The 16,345-nt window shown below is 66.7% G+C and carries 14 protein-coding genes and 2 pseudogenes; 9 read left to right on the plus strand and 7 right to left on the minus strand.

What is annotated here, in order from left to right; genetic code table 11:
• Positions 1-128: 128 nt before the first annotated feature.
• The 3 genes from QYS36_RS22180 to QYS36_RS22190 form a co-directional block, all read right to left on the minus strand.
• The gene (locus tag QYS36_RS22180) at positions 129-500 is read right to left on the minus strand and encodes a translation initiation factor Sui1 (RefSeq protein ID WP_308841534.1); all 372 of its coding nucleotides are present in this window, start codon (positions 498-500) and stop codon (positions 129-131) included.
• Positions 501-611: 111 nt separating this feature from the next.
• Positions 612-1,145 (minus strand): NUDIX hydrolase, encoded by a 534-nt coding sequence (locus tag QYS36_RS22185; protein WP_308841535.1) that lies wholly within the window; start codon positions 1,143-1,145, stop codon positions 612-614.
• Between the two features lie 3 nt (positions 1,146-1,148).
• Positions 1,149-2,216, minus strand: coding sequence for a DUF2333 family protein (locus QYS36_RS22190; RefSeq protein WP_308841536.1), 1,068 nt, complete (start codon positions 2,214-2,216; stop codon positions 1,149-1,151).
• 323 nt (positions 2,217-2,539) lie between these two features.
• Between QYS36_RS22190 and QYS36_RS22195 the strand changes: the two genes are divergently transcribed.
• Both QYS36_RS22195 and QYS36_RS24100 read left to right on the plus strand, forming a co-directional pair.
• The gene (locus QYS36_RS22195; RefSeq protein ID WP_308841537.1) at positions 2,540-4,153 is read left to right on the plus strand and encodes a PleD family two-component system response regulator; all 1,614 of its coding nucleotides are present in this window, start codon (positions 2,540-2,542) and stop codon (positions 4,151-4,153) included.
• 1,614 nt (positions 4,154-5,767) lie between these two features.
• Positions 5,768-6,277: pseudogene (locus QYS36_RS24100) on the plus strand (methyl-accepting chemotaxis protein); the annotation flags it as partial.
• A gap of 258 nt (positions 6,278-6,535) precedes the next feature.
• Here QYS36_RS24100 and QYS36_RS22205 read toward each other — a convergent pair.
• Entirely contained in the window at positions 6,536-7,423 is an 888-nt protein-coding gene (locus QYS36_RS22205) for a PA4780 family RIO1-like protein kinase (protein WP_308841539.1), read from the minus strand.
• A gap of 172 nt (positions 7,424-7,595) precedes the next feature.
• Between QYS36_RS22205 and ada the strand changes: the two genes are divergently transcribed.
• Positions 7,596-8,705: a bifunctional DNA-binding transcriptional regulator/O6-methylguanine-DNA methyltransferase Ada gene (ada, locus tag QYS36_RS22210; protein ID WP_308841540.1), complete on the plus strand. Its 1,110-nt coding sequence runs from the start codon at positions 7,596-7,598 to the stop codon at positions 8,703-8,705.
• A gap of 9 nt (positions 8,706-8,714) precedes the next feature.
• Here ada and QYS36_RS22215 read toward each other — a convergent pair whose 3' ends face one another.
• Positions 8,715-9,992 (minus strand): acetyl-CoA C-acetyltransferase, encoded by a 1,278-nt coding sequence (locus tag QYS36_RS22215; protein ID WP_308841541.1) that lies wholly within the window; start codon positions 9,990-9,992, stop codon positions 8,715-8,717.
• Between the two features lie 150 nt (positions 9,993-10,142).
• On the opposite strand from QYS36_RS22215, the gene QYS36_RS22220 reads away from it, so the two are divergent.
• The gene (locus QYS36_RS22220) at positions 10,143-11,495 is read left to right on the plus strand and encodes a 3-oxoacyl-ACP reductase (RefSeq protein WP_308841542.1); all 1,353 of its coding nucleotides are present in this window, start codon (positions 10,143-10,145) and stop codon (positions 11,493-11,495) included.
• Here QYS36_RS22220 and QYS36_RS22225 read toward each other — a convergent pair.
• Positions 11,496-11,819, minus strand: a pseudogene (locus QYS36_RS22225) (helix-turn-helix domain-containing protein); the annotation flags it as partial.
• A gap of 285 nt (positions 11,820-12,104) precedes the next feature.
• Between QYS36_RS22225 and QYS36_RS22230 the strand changes: the two are divergent.
• From QYS36_RS22230 to QYS36_RS22250, 5 genes are read left to right on the plus strand one after another with little or no spacing between them, the layout of a single operon-like run.
• Complete coding sequence (locus QYS36_RS22230; protein WP_308841543.1) at positions 12,105-12,956, plus strand: MaoC/PaaZ C-terminal domain-containing protein; 852 nt, start codon at positions 12,105-12,107, stop codon at positions 12,954-12,956.
• A 41-nt stretch (positions 12,957-12,997) separates the two neighbouring features.
• The gene (locus tag QYS36_RS22235; RefSeq protein WP_308841544.1) at positions 12,998-13,300 is read left to right on the plus strand and encodes a MazG-like family protein; all 303 of its coding nucleotides are present in this window, start codon (positions 12,998-13,000) and stop codon (positions 13,298-13,300) included.
• The gene (locus QYS36_RS22240) at positions 13,300-14,049 is read left to right on the plus strand and encodes a methyltransferase domain-containing protein (protein WP_308841545.1); all 750 of its coding nucleotides are present in this window, start codon (positions 13,300-13,302) and stop codon (positions 14,047-14,049) included. The genes QYS36_RS22235 and QYS36_RS22240 overlap by 1 nt, the downstream gene beginning before the upstream one ends.
• A gap of 26 nt (positions 14,050-14,075) precedes the next feature.
• Positions 14,076-14,693: a DUF4136 domain-containing protein gene (locus QYS36_RS22245; RefSeq protein WP_308841546.1), complete on the plus strand. Its 618-nt coding sequence runs from the start codon at positions 14,076-14,078 to the stop codon at positions 14,691-14,693.
• Between the two features lie 32 nt (positions 14,694-14,725).
• Complete coding sequence (locus tag QYS36_RS22250) at positions 14,726-15,289, plus strand: DUF4136 domain-containing protein (protein WP_308841547.1); 564 nt, start codon at positions 14,726-14,728, stop codon at positions 15,287-15,289.
• Positions 15,290-15,332: 43 nt separating this feature from the next.
• On the opposite strand, the gene QYS36_RS22255 is transcribed toward QYS36_RS22250, so the two are convergent.
• Positions 15,333-16,259 (minus strand): SdiA-regulated domain-containing protein, encoded by a 927-nt coding sequence (locus QYS36_RS22255; protein ID WP_308841548.1) that lies wholly within the window; start codon positions 16,257-16,259, stop codon positions 15,333-15,335.
• Positions 16,260-16,345 lie beyond the last annotated feature (86 nt).

A 16,345-nucleotide genomic window follows, 5' to 3' on the forward strand; every position in this document is an offset into this window, starting at 1 on the left:
TTCCCCTGTAGCAGATGGGCTGATGCTGTCGAAAACGGTCGAGCGAGCATAGAGCCTGGAAATGACGATTGCTCGGCAGTGGACTGGCCGAACAGTGAGTAAGTTTAGAGCGTCACGGGCAGCGGCATTCAGCCACCGGATTTCTTGGCCTTGAAACCGCGCTTGAGCAGCTCGGCGAGCAGCAGTTCGACGTGATCACCCTGGATCTCGATCACCCCCTCCTTCAGCGAGCCGCCGCAGCCGCAGCGCTTCTTCAGTGCCGAGGCCAGTTCCTTGAGCGGCTCTTCGGCCAGCGGCACACCGCTGATGGTGGTCACCGTCTTGCCGCCGCGGCCCTTGGTCTCGCGGCGCACCCGGGCAATGCCGTCGCCCTCGACAATCGCCGAGTTCGAGCAGGTGCAGGCGCCCACCGGCTGCGAGCAATCCGGGCAATGCCGGCCGGCGTCGGTGGAAAACACCAGGCCACCGAGGCCGGCGAATGAAGAGGTTTTCTTGGCCACCGCATTTTTCCTCAGTGGATGGGCGAAGCCGCGCAGTGTAACGACAAAGGCCGGCGATGCTAAGAAGCGAAATGCGCCAAGCGCTGATGGATTGGCGACTCCGCAAGGCGATCAGCGATTGGCGAGATAATGCTGCAACGCCAGCAACGAGTCGGGGCAGTAGGGCTTGCGCTCGGTATCGAGCTGCGCGGCTTCGAGCGTCATGAAGCGCGCTTCGAGCACCTCCTCGGGCTGCAGGGCCAGCGGCGCATCGGACACCGCCGAAAACACCGCACACCAGATGCGGTTCTCCGGCTGGTCGAACAGGAAGCGGCCATGGTCACGCAGCACGGCATCGCGGATGCCCAGCTCCTCGGCCAACTCGCGCTCGGCGGACTGCGCATAGGTCTCACCACTCCCCACCATGCCGCCGGCGGCGATATCCCAGTAACCGGGGTACACCGCCTTGCTCAGGGTGCGCCGATGCACGCACAGCTCGCCGGCAGAATTGAATAGGAGGATGAAGGTGCCGCGCCCGATCAGGCCGCGGCTGCGCAGTTCGGCGCGGGGCAAGGCACCGAGTAGCTGGTCACCCTCGTCGACCCAGGCGATCAACTCGGCATCCGAGGCAGCGCGGTGCGCCACCTCGGCTTCGGCAACGGCCATCGATCAGCCCTGGGAGAGCAGCTGGCGCAGATCGATCACCGCCGCGTTGGCCCGCGAGATGTAGTTGGCCATCACCAGCGAGTGGTTGGCGAGGACGCCGTAGCCGCTGCCGTTGAGCACCATCGGGCTCCACAGCGTGGCCTGGGCGGCCTCCAGCTCGCGGATGATCTGCCGCACGCTGACGGTGGCGTTCTTCTTGGCCAGCACGTCGGCGAAGTCCACTTCGATGGCGCGCAGCAGGTGCGACAGCGCCCAGGCCTGGCCGCGTGCTTCGTAGAACACGTTGTCGATCTGCAGCCACGGGGTTTCGTAGGTACGCTCGGTCACCTCGGGCACCTGGCCGTCGGCCAGTTCGGTGGTCTCGGTCACCTCGGTATTCAGGCGCACCTGGCCGACGCTGGCCGACAGGCGCTGGGACAGCGAGCCCAGGCGGGTGGCGACATCACCGAACCAGTTGTTGAGGTTGTCGGCGCGGGTATAGAAGCGCGCACCGCCCTGGCCCGGCTCGGACAAACGACCCAGGTAGCGATCCAGCGAGTTGATGCCTTCACGGTACTCGGACTCGGCGGCCGGCAGTGCCCAGCTGCGATGGTCGAAGTTGAAGCGCGGCTCGGCGCGGGCCAGGTCGCCATCCTCGGTGGACTGCGACTGGGAACGGGCGAAGTCCTTGCGCAGCGCGCGGGAGAAGTCGCGCACCTGCACCAGCACGCCGTATTCCCAGCTCGGCATGTTGTCGAGCCACAGGCCCGGCGGAGCCAGGTCGTTGGAAAGAAAACCGCCCGGCTTGTCGAGCAAGGTACTGGCAACCTGCTTGAGGGTTTCCACCGTGGTGTAGCCGTTGACCACCTGGCGCTGGCTGCTTTGCGCCGCAGCCTGCACGCGCTGCTGCACCGGGAACATGTCCGGCTCCTGGCTCCAGTACCAGCCGACGACCAGCGCCACCAGCAGATAGATACCCAGCAAGCCGACAATGACGCGGCCAAGCCCGCCGCCGAGACGACGGCGAGAGCCCGTGCCGGCAGGGTCATCGGCATGGGCGGTGCCGGTGGTGCGGTTCTTCCAATCGAGCATGGCGATTATCCTTTGATCAACGACGTACAGGGCTTCGACCACAGGCCCATGGTAGGGTTGCGCTAATACTTGGGGCAGCCCATGGCCTGCATCGAGGCTACGCTGCCACTATAAGGGAAGGCTGCCTTGCTGCGCAGTGCAGCAAGCTGTTCACGACGTGACAGGCTGGAATCGTTCGCGCCGACAAGGGGCCCGCCCAGGGCATGCTCAAGGGTGCGGGGCGATTCACAACACTGGCGTCAAAGGAATGGCAAAATAACCCCCCAGTGATAGCATGAGGCCATCACGTGTAGCCCACGCCGCCACATGCAGACTGACAGGCCATGAACGAGCAAGAAGACCCCAGCCGCGACCGGCTCAAACAGCACTTCGCCCAACGGGTGATCCACCAGGCCCGCCAGGTTCTGGAAGTCTGGCAACGCCTGCAGCGCGGCGAATGGAACGAAGCCGGCATGCAGGAATTGCAGGAGGCCGCGCAACTGCTGCAACGCTATGCCGAGCGTTTCGAGCAGGTCGAGCATCGCGAGCTGGGCAAGCGCATCGTGGCGTGCCTGGGCGTGGTGGGCGCCAACCGCGGCCGCCTCAACAGTGAAGTGATCAGCGAACTCAACCAGCTGATGCAGCGCCTGTCGCGCACCGGCCTGCGCCACGGCGACCGCTTCGAGCACACCACCCTGCCGCCCCTGCGCAAACCCGTGTACCTGGCCCTGCAACACCTGGAGCGCGCCGAGCGCCTGGCACAGCAGCTGGACTTCTTCGGCATGAACGCCAAGCCCCTGGACACCGCCAACGCCTTTCGCGCCGCGATGCTCGAGCGTCATCCGGCAGCCATCGTCATGGAGATCGACTTCGCCGGCCCCGGCAACGGCCTGCAACTGGCCCAGGCGGTACAGGAAGGCCTGCAGGAAAAGATCCCGGTGCTGTTCTACAGCCACGAAGACACCGACACCCCGACCCGTCTGGCCGCCGTGCGGGCTGGCGGCCGCGAGTTCTTCACCGGCTCGCTGGACGCCTCGAGCCTCCTGGAGCGCATCGAGGTGCTCACCCACGTCGCCCAGTACGAGCCCTACCGGGTACTCATCGTCGACGACTCGCGGGCCCAGGCCACCCACACCGAGCGGGTGCTCAACAGCGCCGGCATCGTCACCCGCACGCTCACCGAGCCGATCCAGGCGATGGACGAGCTGGCCGAATTCCAGCCCGACCTGATCATCCTCGATATGTACATGCCGGCCTGCAACGGCACCGAACTGGCCCAGGTGATCCGCCACAACGACCGCTACGTCAGCGTGCCGATCATCTACCTGTCCGCCGAGGATGATCTGGACAAGCAGCTCGATGCGATGAGCGAAGGCGGCGACGACTTCCTCACCAAGCCGATCAAGCCGCGCCATCTGATCGCCACCGTACGCAACCGGGCCGATCGCGCACGCAGCCTAAAGGCGCGCATGGTGCGCGACAGCCTTACCGGGCTGTTCAACCACACCCACACCCTGCAACTGCTCGAAGACGCGCGCTTCCGTGCCCAGCGCGACGAGCAGCCGCTGAGCTTCGCGATGATCGATATCGATTTCTTCAAGAAGGTCAACGACAACTACGGCCACCCCATGGGCGACCGGGTGATCAAGAGCCTGGCGCTGTTTCTCAAGCAGCGCCTGCGCAAGAGCGACTGCATCGGCCGCTACGGCGGCGAGGAGTTCGCCGTGGTGATGCCCAACACCGATGCCCAGACCGCGACCCGAGTGCTCGACGAGGTGCGCGCGCGCTTCGCCGAAATCCACTACCCCGCCCACCCGCACGACCTGAGCTGCACCTTCAGTTGCGGCATCGCCGAGCTGGCCGATGATCTGGACAGCAAGCACCTGTCGCAGCGCGCCGACGAGGCGCTGTATCGCGCCAAGAACGGTGGCCGCAATCGCGTCGAAAGCTATGAATAAGCGGTGCCAGGGGCAGGCCACCGCATGTCGATCGCCTGGCGTCATTAACGCGTCGCAGGCCGCCGCGTAACCACAGTGTCATAAAGGCGCCATAACGTACCGACCAACGCCGCACTGCATGGCGCAGTGCCAGCATCGATCGGACGTCAAGCGTGCCCCATGCGCCTCAAATCGCTCACCAATCTCAACACCCTTCTGCTGGTCGGCATCGGCATTGCGCTGGCCTGTACGTTGTGGTGGTCACAGCGGGCACTGGAGCGCCCCTACGTGCTGATGGAGCAGTACCTGGAACTTTCCCAACAATTCCAGCGCGAGGCAGCCGGCAATATCCTCGGCTATCTGGACAGCGGCGATGCATTGCGCCACAGCGCCGCCATCCAGAGCCTGGACGCGCTGCAGGCAAATGTCGATGAGCTGCCCGCCAGCCTCGCCGGTGACCTGGGCAGCAGCCTTGGTGAGCTGAAGGCATTCGCCGCCGAACAACTGCTGGCAGCCGGCAAGCTGTCCGGCGATCCGCAGGGCCTGCTGATCCAGGCCGAACGGGAAATCGCCGACGCCCTGACCGGGCTCGCCCGCTACGCCGACGATGCCCAGAGCGGTAGCGCCAACGCCTATCGCCCAGCGCTCTTCGATGCCTCGCAACACCTGGCCCGCCTGGCGCTGGCCCGCACCAAGCTGGTCAGCAGCGGGCGTGCCGAACTGGCAGCGGACGTGGAACGTGAGGTGCAGGCGCTGCAGATGCAGGCCAAACGGATCAACGAGCTGCCACTGCTCGGCGTGACGGAGGCAACGGCCTCGGACGGCGATGCCTTCGCCTCGCTGCTGGGCCTGGACAATGACAGCCAGGAGAGCGCAGCGGAGGATCGCGGCATCGCCCTCAAACGGGAACTCGACAGCCTGCTGGGGCGCTACCCGGGCGAGCTGGGCCGCACCCAGGCCCTGATCGAACAACGCGCACAGCTGGTCGCCAGCACCCGCGCGCGCCTGGATGCGGCCCAGCAATCGTTCACTGCCCTGGAGCCCCAGGTGCGCGCCGAGCACGGCCGCATCCAGGGCGAAGTACGCTTGATCCTCGGCATCATGGTGGCGCTGATCCTGCTCATCGCGCTGATCATCGATACCCTGCAGCGGCGCCTCAGCCGCCTGCTCGAGCGCCTGGTACCGGCCCTTTCGGCCTGGGCCGCGGGCGACTTCGCCAGCGAGATCCACCTGGCCACCAACACCCGTGAACTGCGCGACATCGAAGAGTCGCTCAATCGCCTGCGCCGCTACCTGGTCGAGCTGGTGGGCACCATCCACCAGAACGCCGCCCAGGTATCGGCATCCAGCCATACCCTGGCCGAGCTGAGCAGCGGCCTGCACGACGGCGCCGAACGCCAGGCCAGCGATACCGCGCAGATCCGCGACGCCCTGGGCGAACTGGAGGCGACCATCCTGCAAGTGGCCGACGACGCCAGCCAGACGGCCACCGCCAGCCGCAACGCCGACCGTGCCCTCGCCCAGGGCCAGAAGGTCATCGGCAACAGCCTGTCCGGCCTGCATGCGCTGGTCGACAAGGTGCAGGGCAATGCCCAGGCCATCGAGCACCTTGCCGCGGAAACCGCCACCATCGGCAGCGTGCTGACGGTGATTCGCAGCGTTGCCGAGCAGACCAACCTGCTGGCCCTCAATGCGGCCATCGAGGCGGCACGTGCCGGTGAAGCGGGCCGTGGCTTCGCGGTAGTGGCCGACGAGGTGCGCTCGCTGTCCTTGCGAACCAGTTCGGCCACCGCACAGATTCAGGAAGTCATCGGCCGCCTGCAGCAGGCCGCCGAAAGCTCGGTGCAGGCCATGCGCAGCCAGGTCGAACACGCCGAAAGCACCGCCGAGCAGGCGCGCACCGCCGATGGGGCACTGGACGAGATCGTCGACGCCATCGGCACCATCGCCAGCATGGCGGCACGCATCGCCGAGGCCACGGCCTACCAGGGCGGCGCGGTCAGCGAGATTCGTGACCACAGCGAGCGCATTTACAAACTGGGCGATGACAACCTGCAGCGCATCGGCCAGGGCCGCGCGCAGAGCGTCGAGCTACAAGCGCTCAGCAGCCAACTCGATCAGGCCGTGCAGGCGTTCCGGGTGTAGCACGAGCGGGGCCCACCTGGGGATGCCGACCGCATCGCTGCAGAGGACCGGTAGGGCCGCGCAGATGCGACCCATCAATGACCTGAGCCACCAATCACCACCGTGGGAGCGGGCCATGCCCGCGAAATCACGGGCATGGCCCGTTCCCACATGGATATGCCGACCGCATCGCCACAGAGGATCGGTCGGGCCGCTTAGGGGCTAACCCGCCACCGACCTGAGCCACCAGATCACCACTGTGGGAGCGCCATGGGCGGCTCAGCGCTCCCAGGGCGGAGGCGGCTCCTGATCCTTGGGCTCGTCGTCGGCATTCAGCGCGGCCTGGCGGCGCGCTTCATCGGCCAGGGCGGCCTTGATCTCGCGCATCACCGCATCGATGTCGGCCTCTTCCTCGGGGTCGTCGAATTCACCGGTCAGCACGCTTTGCGGGGTCAGCTTGCCGTCTTCGTAGAGCGCCCACATTTCCTTGGCGTACTTGGTGAACTTGAGCTCCGGGGCGAACTGGCCGAAGTAGGCGGACATGTTGCCGACATCGCGCTCGAGCATCTTGAAGGCATGGTTGTTACCGGCGGCATCCACCGCCTGGGGCAGGTCGATGATCACCGGGCCTTCCGGCCCGAGCAGCACGTTGAATTCCGACAAGTCGCCATGCACCAGGCCGGCGCAGAGCATCTTGACGATCTCCTCGATCATGAACGAGTGGAACTCGCGGGCGTCATCGGGGTGCAGGTCAACGTCGTTGAGCCGCGGTGCTACGCCACCGTCGCCATCGGTGACCAGTTCCATGAGCAGCACGCCCTCGAGAAAGTCGAAAGGCTTGGGCACGCGAACGCCGGCGCTGGCCAGACGAAACAGCGCCGCCACCTCGGCGTTCTGCCAGTTTTCTTCCTGGTTCTTGCGCCCGTGCTTGGAGCCCTTGGCCATGGCTCGGGCGTCGCGGCTGTTGCGGACCTTGCGCCCCTCCTGATACTCGGCGGCCTGACGGAAGCCACGCTTGTTGGCTTCCTTGTAGACCTTGGCGCAGCGCAACTCGGAACCGCAACGCACCACATAGACCGCTGCTTCCTTGCCGCTCATCAAAGGGCGAATCACCTCGTCCACCAGGCCGTCCTCGACCAGGGGCTCAATGCGTTTTGGCGTCTTCATCAGCTTTTATCAGGGTCCTCGATGGTCTATGCGGCCCTTTTATACGGCAATCCTGGGGCAGCGCCCAGCCCATGGGGAAAATGCGCGGGCCAATACGGTTTGAAAGCGCGAATGGCACTGGCGCGCAATCGGCCGGATACCGACAATTCGGATACCGTTACAGGAGATGAACATGTCCGAAGAACGCCGCTGGCAGGCCGTGTGCGAGCGAGATGCCACGCAGGATGGTCGATTCGTGTTCGCCGTGGCTTCGACCGGCATCTACTGCCGGCCCAGTTGCCCCGCTCGTCGGCCACGCCGCGAGAATGTCAGCTTCCACGACAGTCCCGCACAGGCCGAAGCGGCGGGCTACCGGCCCTGCAAGCGCTGCACGCCCCAGGGCAGCAGCCCGGCCGAACAGCTCGATGCACTGGTAATCGCAGCCTGCCGCCTGCTCGACGAGAGCGACAAGCGGCTGACGCTGGGCGAGCTGGCGGCCCGAATCGGCTTGTCCGCCTCGCACCTGGCCAGAGCCTTCAAGATGCGCACGGGAATGACGCCCAAAGCCTGGGCCAGCGCCCGCCGGCGTGAGCGCCTGGAGCAGGCGCTCCCCAAGGCAAGCTCGCTACTCGATGCTGCGTTGGACAGCGGTTACTCCAGCACCCGGGCGCTGTATGCCCACGTCGCTGGCATCAGTGCTGCCAGGCGACGCCAGGGTGCCAGCGGGGAAACGCTGTCGGTGGCCCTGGCGCCCTGCTCGCTGGGCTATCTGTTGCTGGCAGGCAGCGACAACGGCCTTTGCGCCTTGCTGTTCGGCGACTCGCCGAGCGCGCTGCAAGCAGAGTTGCGCCAGCGCTTCCCGCAGGCGACGCTGCAGGCTGACGATGGATCGCTGAAGGACTCGCTGGGTGAAGTCATCCGGCAAATGGACGAGCCCCATCGCGCCGCCAATCTACCGCTGGACATCCGCGGCAGCATCTTTCAGCAACGGGTCTGGCAAGCCCTGCGCGCCATTCCCGTGGGCGAGACACGCACCTATGGCCAGTTGGCCGCCAGCCTCGGCAGCCACCCGCGGGCCATCGCCCGCGCCTGTGCCAGCAACCCGCTGGGCCTGCTGGTGCCCTGCCACCGGGTCACCGCAGCCGACGGCAGCCTGGGCGGCTACCGCTGGGGGGCGGCGCGCAAGGCCGCGCTGCTGAAGGCAGAAGCGGAAATTCGTGAAGTGAAGACTCCGCAGCCAGGCGTTGAGCGCAGCGATACAGAGGAGAACGCGGGGGTCGCTGCGCTCGACCCGGGCTACTAACCGACTGGCTCAGCGCTCCAGAATCGCCGTCACGCCCTGCCCACCCGCGGCGCAGATGGAGATCAGGCCACGCCCTTCGCCGGCTACCGAGAGCAGCTTGGCCAGGTTGGCGACGATACGCCCGCCGGTGGCGGCGAACGGGTGGCCGGCAGCCAGGGAGCTGCCTTTGACGTTGAGCCTGGCGCGGTCGATGCTGCCCAGCGGCTGTTCCAGGCCCAGGCGCTCACGGCAGTAGTCGGCGTCTTCCCAGGCTTTCAGGGTGCACAGCACCTGGGCGGCGAACGCCTCGTGGATCTCGTAGTAGTCGAAATCCTGCAGGGTCAGGCCATTGCGCGCCAGCAACCGGGGCACCGCGTACACCGGCGCCATCAGCAACCCTTCGTGGCCTTTGACGAAATCCACTGCCGCCGCTTCGCCGTCGCGCCAGTAGGCGAGAATCGGCAGGCCGCGGGCCTTGGCCCATTCCTCGCTGGCCAGCAGCACCAGCGAAGCACCGTCGGTCAGGGGCGTCGAGTTGGCAGCGGTCAGGGTGCCGCGCGGGCCCTTCTCGAACACCGCTTTGAGGGTCGCCAATTTCGCCAGGTCGATATCGGGGCGCAGGTTCTGGTCACGGGTCAGGCCCAGGAAGGGCGTCATCAGGTCGTCCTGCCAGCCTTCGGCGTAGGCCGCAGCCAGTTTGCGATGGCTTTCAACGGCCAGTTGGTCCTGCTCGTCCCGCGGGATCGCCCAGTGCTGCGCCATCAGCTCGCAGTGCTGGCCCATCGACAGGCCGGTGCGTGGTTCGCCATTGCGCGGCAACGACGGCGCCAGATGCCGCGGGCGGATCTGCAGCAGGGTCTTGAGCTTGTCGCCGGTGCTCTTCGCCCGGTTGGCTTGTAACAGAATCTTGCGCAGGCCTTCATTGACGCCGATCGGCGCATCCGACGCGGTGTCCACACCACCGGCGATACCGCACTCGATCTGCCCCAGGGCAATCTTGTTGGCGACCAACAGCGCCGCTTCCAGGCCGGTGCCACAGGCCTGTTGCAGGTCATAGGCAGGGGTTTCCGGGGCCAGACGCGAGCCGAGCACGCATTCGCGGGTCAGGTTGAAGTCTCGCGAGTGCTTGAGCACGGCGCCAGCCACTACTTCGCCAAGGCGCTGGCCATGCAGGTTGTAGCGCTCGACCAAGCCCTCCAGGGCACTGGTGAGCATCGCCTGATTGCTGGCGGTGGCGTAGGCACTGTTGGAGCGGGCGAAGGGAATGCGGTTGCCACCAACGATGGCGACCCGGCGTGGCAGGCTCATGAACGGCTCCTTGCAGGTAATATTTTGCGGCACTTCAGGGGCGCCGATTTACCGACCCGAGGGCCGGTCATTGGGCTGCTGTCGATGCATGAAACGAGCGATGGCGTACAGTGGTCAACCACTTTGAGTTTCAGCCCTGGAGTCTGTTCCATGTCCGATCGCTATCTCAACTTCGCCAATACACCGGCCGGTCGTCGCCTGGTCGGCGCGCTCGGCCTGCCCGCACCACTGCCCCTGGAGCGTTGGGTAGCGGGCCGCAATCGGCCATTGGAAGGGGCCTTGCTGATCGGTGGCGACGGCGACCTGGGCGCTGCTGTCGCGGGCTTCGCCAACCGGCTGAGCGACCAGCTGTTCGCGCCGCGCGATGAACAGTCCCTGCCGCGCTGGACCGCCGAACACGGCCCGAAGCTCAAGGGCCTGGTCTTCGACGCCAGCGGCCTGCGCCGTTTCGAGGAACTCGACGCGCTGCGTCAATTCTTCCAGCCGGCGCTGAAGAACCTCGATCGCTGCCCCCACGTGGTGGTGCTCGGCCGCGCGCCCGAGACGCTGGACGATCCGCAAGCCAGCAGCGTGCAGCGCGCACTCGAAGGCTTTACCCGCTCGCTGGCCAAGGAAGTTCGCCGCGGCGGTACGGTGCAGCTGCTGCACGTCGACCCGGGTGCGGAAAGCCAGCTCGAGGGAGCCCTGCGCTTTCTGCTGTCGCCCAAGAGCGCCTATATCTCGGCCCAGGTACTGCGCCTGCAACCCTGTGCCCAGCAGGTCAGCGACTGGACGCGCCCACTGGCCGGCAAGACCGCGCTGGTCACTGGCGCCAGCCGCGGCATCGGCGCGGCCATCGCCGAAACCCTGGCCCGCGATGGTGCCGAGGTAGTGCTGCTGGACGTGCCACAGGCCAAGGACGCCCTGGATGCCTTGGCCGCACGCCTGGGCGGTCGCTGCCTGGCCCTGGACATCTGCGCCGAGGACGCCTCGCCCAGGCTGGTCGAGGCGCTGCCCGACGGCGTGGATATCGTCGTGCACAACGCCGGCATCACCCGCGACAAGACCCTGGCGAAAATGAGCGAGGGGCTGTGGGAATCGGTGATCGACGTCAACCTGCGTGCCCCGCAGCAACTCACCAGCGCGCTGCTGGAAGCCGGCACCCTGCGCGACAACGGCCGCGTGGTGCTGATCGCCTCGCTCAGCGGCATTGCCGGCAACGTCGGGCAGACCAACTACGCGACCAGCAAGGCCGGGCTGATCGGCCTCGCCCAGAGCTGGGCACCGACCCTGGCGCAGCGCGGCATCAGCATCAATGCCGTGGCGCCGGGTTTCATCGAAACCGGCATGACCGCCGCCATCCCGTTCACCATCCGCGAGGCCGGGCGGCGCATGAACTCGATGAACCAGGGCGGCCTGCCCCAGGATGTCGCCGAGGCGGTGGCCTGGTTCGCGCAACCCGGCTCCGGCGCGCTCAGCGGTCAGGTGTTGCGGGTCTGCGGGCAGAGCCTGCTGGGCGCCTGATCAGCAAGCGGCGCTACGGCCACGACGGCGGAACGCCACCGGCGTCTGGCCGACCCAGCGCTTGAAGGCGCGGCAGAAGGTACTGGGCTCGGAAAAGCCGGTGCGTTCGGCGATCCGCTCGATGCGCTCGTCGGTCTCCACCAGCAGGCGCTTGGCCAGCTCGCAGCGGCAACTGACGAGCAACTCGTTGAAGCGCACGCCGGCCTGGGACAGTTGTTCGCGTAGCCGCCGCGCCGGAATGTTCAGGCCAGCGGCAACCTGCTCCAGGGTCGCGCCCTCGACCAGCAACGCCTCGATCATCCGACGCGCCTCGCGAACCAGCTCGGGGCCTATGTAACGCACGCCCTGGGCCGTCGGCGTGCGCGGGCACGGCAACCCCGGCATCACCGCGGCCAGGGGCGCGACGGCCCTGCGCTTGTCCAGGTTGGGCATGCTGCTTTCCTCGCGTGGGTGGTGAGCGAGACGGTTTTACCCACCAGCGTAGGCAGCTTTTGCCATCCGTGCGCGTGGGGCCGGCAATCGTTTGCGCGGCGGGCACCAATGGCCGCTGGCTAATGTCCTAGAACTCGACGAGAGTAAGCACAATCCCACCTTGCACCGGAGCGCACGATGGCAACCGAATGGCTCGATCTGCACACCCCACCGGCATTGCCCGGCTTGCTCCTGCGCGCAGCGTGCCGCCGTGGAATCACCGGCAAGGTCCTGCCGCACCGCGGGCTGCGCTGTCCGGTCAGCGTCGATGCCGATCACCTGGGGCGCTATCGCCAGCTGTGCGGCTTCGGCGATGACGCCCGGCTGCCCGCCACCTATCCGCATGTGCTGGCCTTCACCCTGCAGATGAAGCTGCTCACCGACGCTGACTTTCCCTTCCCGTTGCTTGGCCTGGTGCACCTGGAAAATCGCATCCGCGTGGTGCGTCAGCTGGCTGGCCTCGGCCCCTTCACCCTGAGCGTGGAGGCCAGCAACCTGGCGCCCCACGACAAGGGCGCGGTATTCAGCGTCATCACCCGCCTGGAGGATCAGCTGGGCCTGCTCTGGGAGGGCGACAGCCGCCTGCTATGCCGCGGCATCAAGCTCGACGGGCCGACCGTCGGCCGCAGCGAGCCGCCCAGCCTGCCGATGGACGAGCTGGACAGCTGGCAGGCGGCGGCGAATATCGGGCGCCGCTATGCGCGGGTGTCCGGCGATTACAACCCCATCCACCTGTCGGCGCTGAGTGCCAAGCCATTCGGTTTCCCCCGCGCCATCGCCCACGGGTTGTGGAACAAGGCGCGCGCCCTGGCAGCCCTGCAAGGCCATCTACCGGCCTCCGGCTACAGCCTCGAAGTACGCTTCCAGAAGCCGGTGCTGCTGCCGAACAGCCTGCGCATGCGCGCCAGCCTGCCAGCGGCCGAGGGCCAGTTCGACCTGCGCGGCAAGGACGATGTGCCACATATGGCCGGCTACTGGCAGGTCATTTGAACGCATGAAAGAATGTGCGGCCTCTGCCCACGGGACGCCGCATGAACATCGCCGAACTCACCACCCGCCTGCACGCCATTCGTGATCGCAACGACTGGCGCCAGTTCCACGCGCCGAAGAACCTGGCCATGGCCGCCAGCGTGGAAATGGCCGAGCTGGTGGAAATCTTCCAATGGCTCAGCGAAGACCAGTCGCGCCACCTGCCCGCCGATCAGCTTGAGCACGCCGGCCAGGAAATCGGCGACGTGGTGCTGTACCTGCTGCTGTTGTGCAGCGAACTGGGCCTGGACATGAATCAGGTGGTGCGCGCCAAGCTGGCTGACAGCGAACGGCGGTTCGCCTGATGAGCGACCGGCACTTCGATGAACTGGCGACCCGCTTCGCCGAGAAGATCTATGGTGGCGCCAAGGGCGCGATCCGCCTTGCCGTGCTGCAGGCCGATCTCGCCGAAGCCCTGCCGGCACGCCCGCTGCGCGTGCTCGATGTCGGCGCTGGCCTGGGCCACATGGCGCTGTGGCTGGCCGAACGCGGCCACGAGGTGACCCTGGCGGAGCCTGCCGAACCGATGCTCGCCGGCGCCCGCGAGCGTTTCGCGCAGGCCGGCCTGGCAGCCACCTTCATTCACGCGCCGTGGCAGGAGTTGCCGGGGCGTTTCGAGGCGCCCTTCGACCTGGTCATCTGCCACGCGGTGCTCGAATGGCTGGCCGAGCCGGCCGCCATTCTTCCGGCCCTGCATGGCCTGACCGCCGCCGATGGCTGGCTGTCCCTGGCGTTCTACAACAAGGACGCACTGATCTACCGCAACCTGCTCAAGGGCCACCTGCGCAAACTGCGCAAGGAAGAATTCGCCGGTGAGAAGCACAGCCTGACCCCACAGCGCCCGCTCGACCCGCGGGAACTCGAGGCGCAACTTGCCGCCGGCTGGCAGGTCGAAGGCAGAAGCGGGGTACGGGTTTTCCACGATTACATGCCACGGGATTTCCAGGCCAAGGCGCAACTCGCCGACCTGCTGGAAATGGAGCTGGCGCACCGCCGCCACCCTGCATTCGCCGGGCTGGGACGCTACCTGCACTGGATCTGTCGGCCACGCTGAACGCCTGCTCTGCCAGGAGGGACACCATGAAACGCATCGCCCTGTTGCTGTTCACCACTGCCCTGGCCGCCTGCCAGAGCCACAATCCGTACACCAGCGATTCCGTGCCTCTGCCGCCCGCACCACCGGGCGCCGCCAGCCATTTCGACCGCAGCGCCTACCCCGCCGCGCCCCGCGATTACGCGGCCTACCGCAGCTGGGCCTGGCAGCAACGCCCGGCCGGCAGCGCCTGGGCCAGCGCCGACCTGGTGCAGGACGCCCTCAACAACGCCCTCGACCAGCGCGGCCTGCGCCCTGCCCAAGGCACTGCCGCTGCCGACCTCAAGGTGCGCACCGACACCCGCCTGGAGCGCCGCGTGCGCCAGGTCGCCGACAGCTATGACCCCTACTACGGTGGCGGCTACGGCAGCTTCGGCAACCGCGGCTACTACGGCAACGGCGTCGGCGTGGGTGCTCGCGTGCCGCTGACCCGTTCTTATGAAGAAGAGGTCGTGGTGGTGCGCATCGACTTCTTCGACGGCCGCAGCGGTGAGCAGGTGTGGAGCGGTCAGGCGGAGATGCGCAGCAGCGGCAGCCAGGCCGAGCGCGCCGAAGCGCTGCGCAAGGCGGTCAGTGATGCACTCGGCGAGTACCCGCCAGCATGAACCAACCTATCGAAGGATTCGGGAGAACGCTTATGCGCCGCCTGCCCCTGCTACTGATCCCCGTCCTGCTGTTGCTCGGCGCCTGCCAGAGCCAGCAGATCAACCGCGACTTCGACGCCAGCCGGGATTTTGCCGGCTATCGCAGCTGGAGCTGGCAGGAGCCGACGGTGCAGTACAAGCCCGATGACCCACGCATCCGCAGCGACCTCACCGAGCAGCGCCTGCGCAGCGCGGTGGCGGACCAGCTCGACCAGCGCGGCCTGCGCCCGGCAGCGAGCGGTACGAAAGGCGATGTGAAGGTGCAAGTGTGGCTGGTCGTCGATGACCGCCAGCAGCAGGTCAGCAGCGGTTTCGGGGGTGGTTTCGGCGGCTATTGGGGGCCTTACTGGGGCGGCCCGGCCTATAACGAAACCCGCACCATCGACTACAAGGTGGCGACCGTGCAGGTCGACCTGTTCGACGGCAAGGACGGCAAGCTGGTGTGGCGCGGCAGCGACGAACGCATCGTGCGCGATACCGCGGGCAACCCGGCCGAGCGGGAGGCAGAAATACGCGAGACTGTCGGCCGCGTGCTCAGCCAGTATCCGCCGCGCTGACCCAGCTCGGCGCCCGGCCGGCATCCCGCGCAACGGGCGCCGGCTAGTGGTGGCCGAAGCGGTAGAACAGGTTCGGCTCGCTGACGATGTACAGGTTGCCATGATCGTCGAAGGTCATGCCCTCGCCCTGCGGCACCGACTTGCCGAGGCCGGCGAAGTTGTCGTTCAGCGTGCGGAAACCGATCAGCTTGCCGCTGTCGCCATCGAGTTCCATGATCCGCTTCGACTCGTCGCTGAGCAGCGCCAGGTGGCCGGTGCGCTCATCGAAATGTACCGATGACAGGTCGGTGGCGAACACCGAGTCACGGATCCAGTCCTCGTGATCAATGATCTCCAGGCCGAAATTTCCGCTTACACTGCTTTTCAGCCCACGAATCTCGTAGAGCTTCATCGGCGAATGCTCCTTGACCACGAACAGGCGGTCGCGGGCGCGGTCGTAGCCCACCCCCTCGAACCCCTGGTTGCCCCCGCTCTGGATGCCCAGAGTCAGGGACCGATAGTCCTCGCGAAACAATGCCCCCGCGCGCTCGGGAACCGGCACCACCACCAGCCCATGGGCGCGCTCCTCGGCCAGCAGCAGCAGGCCATCGCCCAGGTAGGTGACCCCCTCGACATCACTGAAACCACTCAACGGGTAGCGCGCCAGCACCTCGCCATCGGTGCTCATGGCCAGCAGCTCTTCGGGGTTGTTGAGCACCGCCCACAGCTGGCCACGCTGCTCGTCATAGGTGAGGCCGGAAAGGTTGTTGCGCACGCCGCCCACCACCTTGGCATCTATCTGCACCTTGTAGTCGCGGCCCAGCAGGCTGCCTGGCGCCCACTGCGACACGGCCGGTGTGGTCAACCAGTAGTAGAGCCGGTCGTCCAGGTGCAGCGCGCGCATCTGGTACACGGCGACCAGCGCAATGGCAAGCAGCAGCCAGCGCAGGGCGGGCACGCGGGTAAAGGCCCGCTTGGCGACAGATAGCATGACGATTCTCGCGTTCGGATGTGCAGGGCAGCGTGCCGGAAAGATGTTGCAGTTGCGCGGCACGCAACCGGGGATTGAGAGAGACG

The sequence above is a fragment of the Pseudomonas sp. G34 genome, from assembly GCF_031119625.1.
GTDB lineage: Bacteria > Pseudomonadota > Gammaproteobacteria > Pseudomonadales > Pseudomonadaceae > Aquipseudomonas.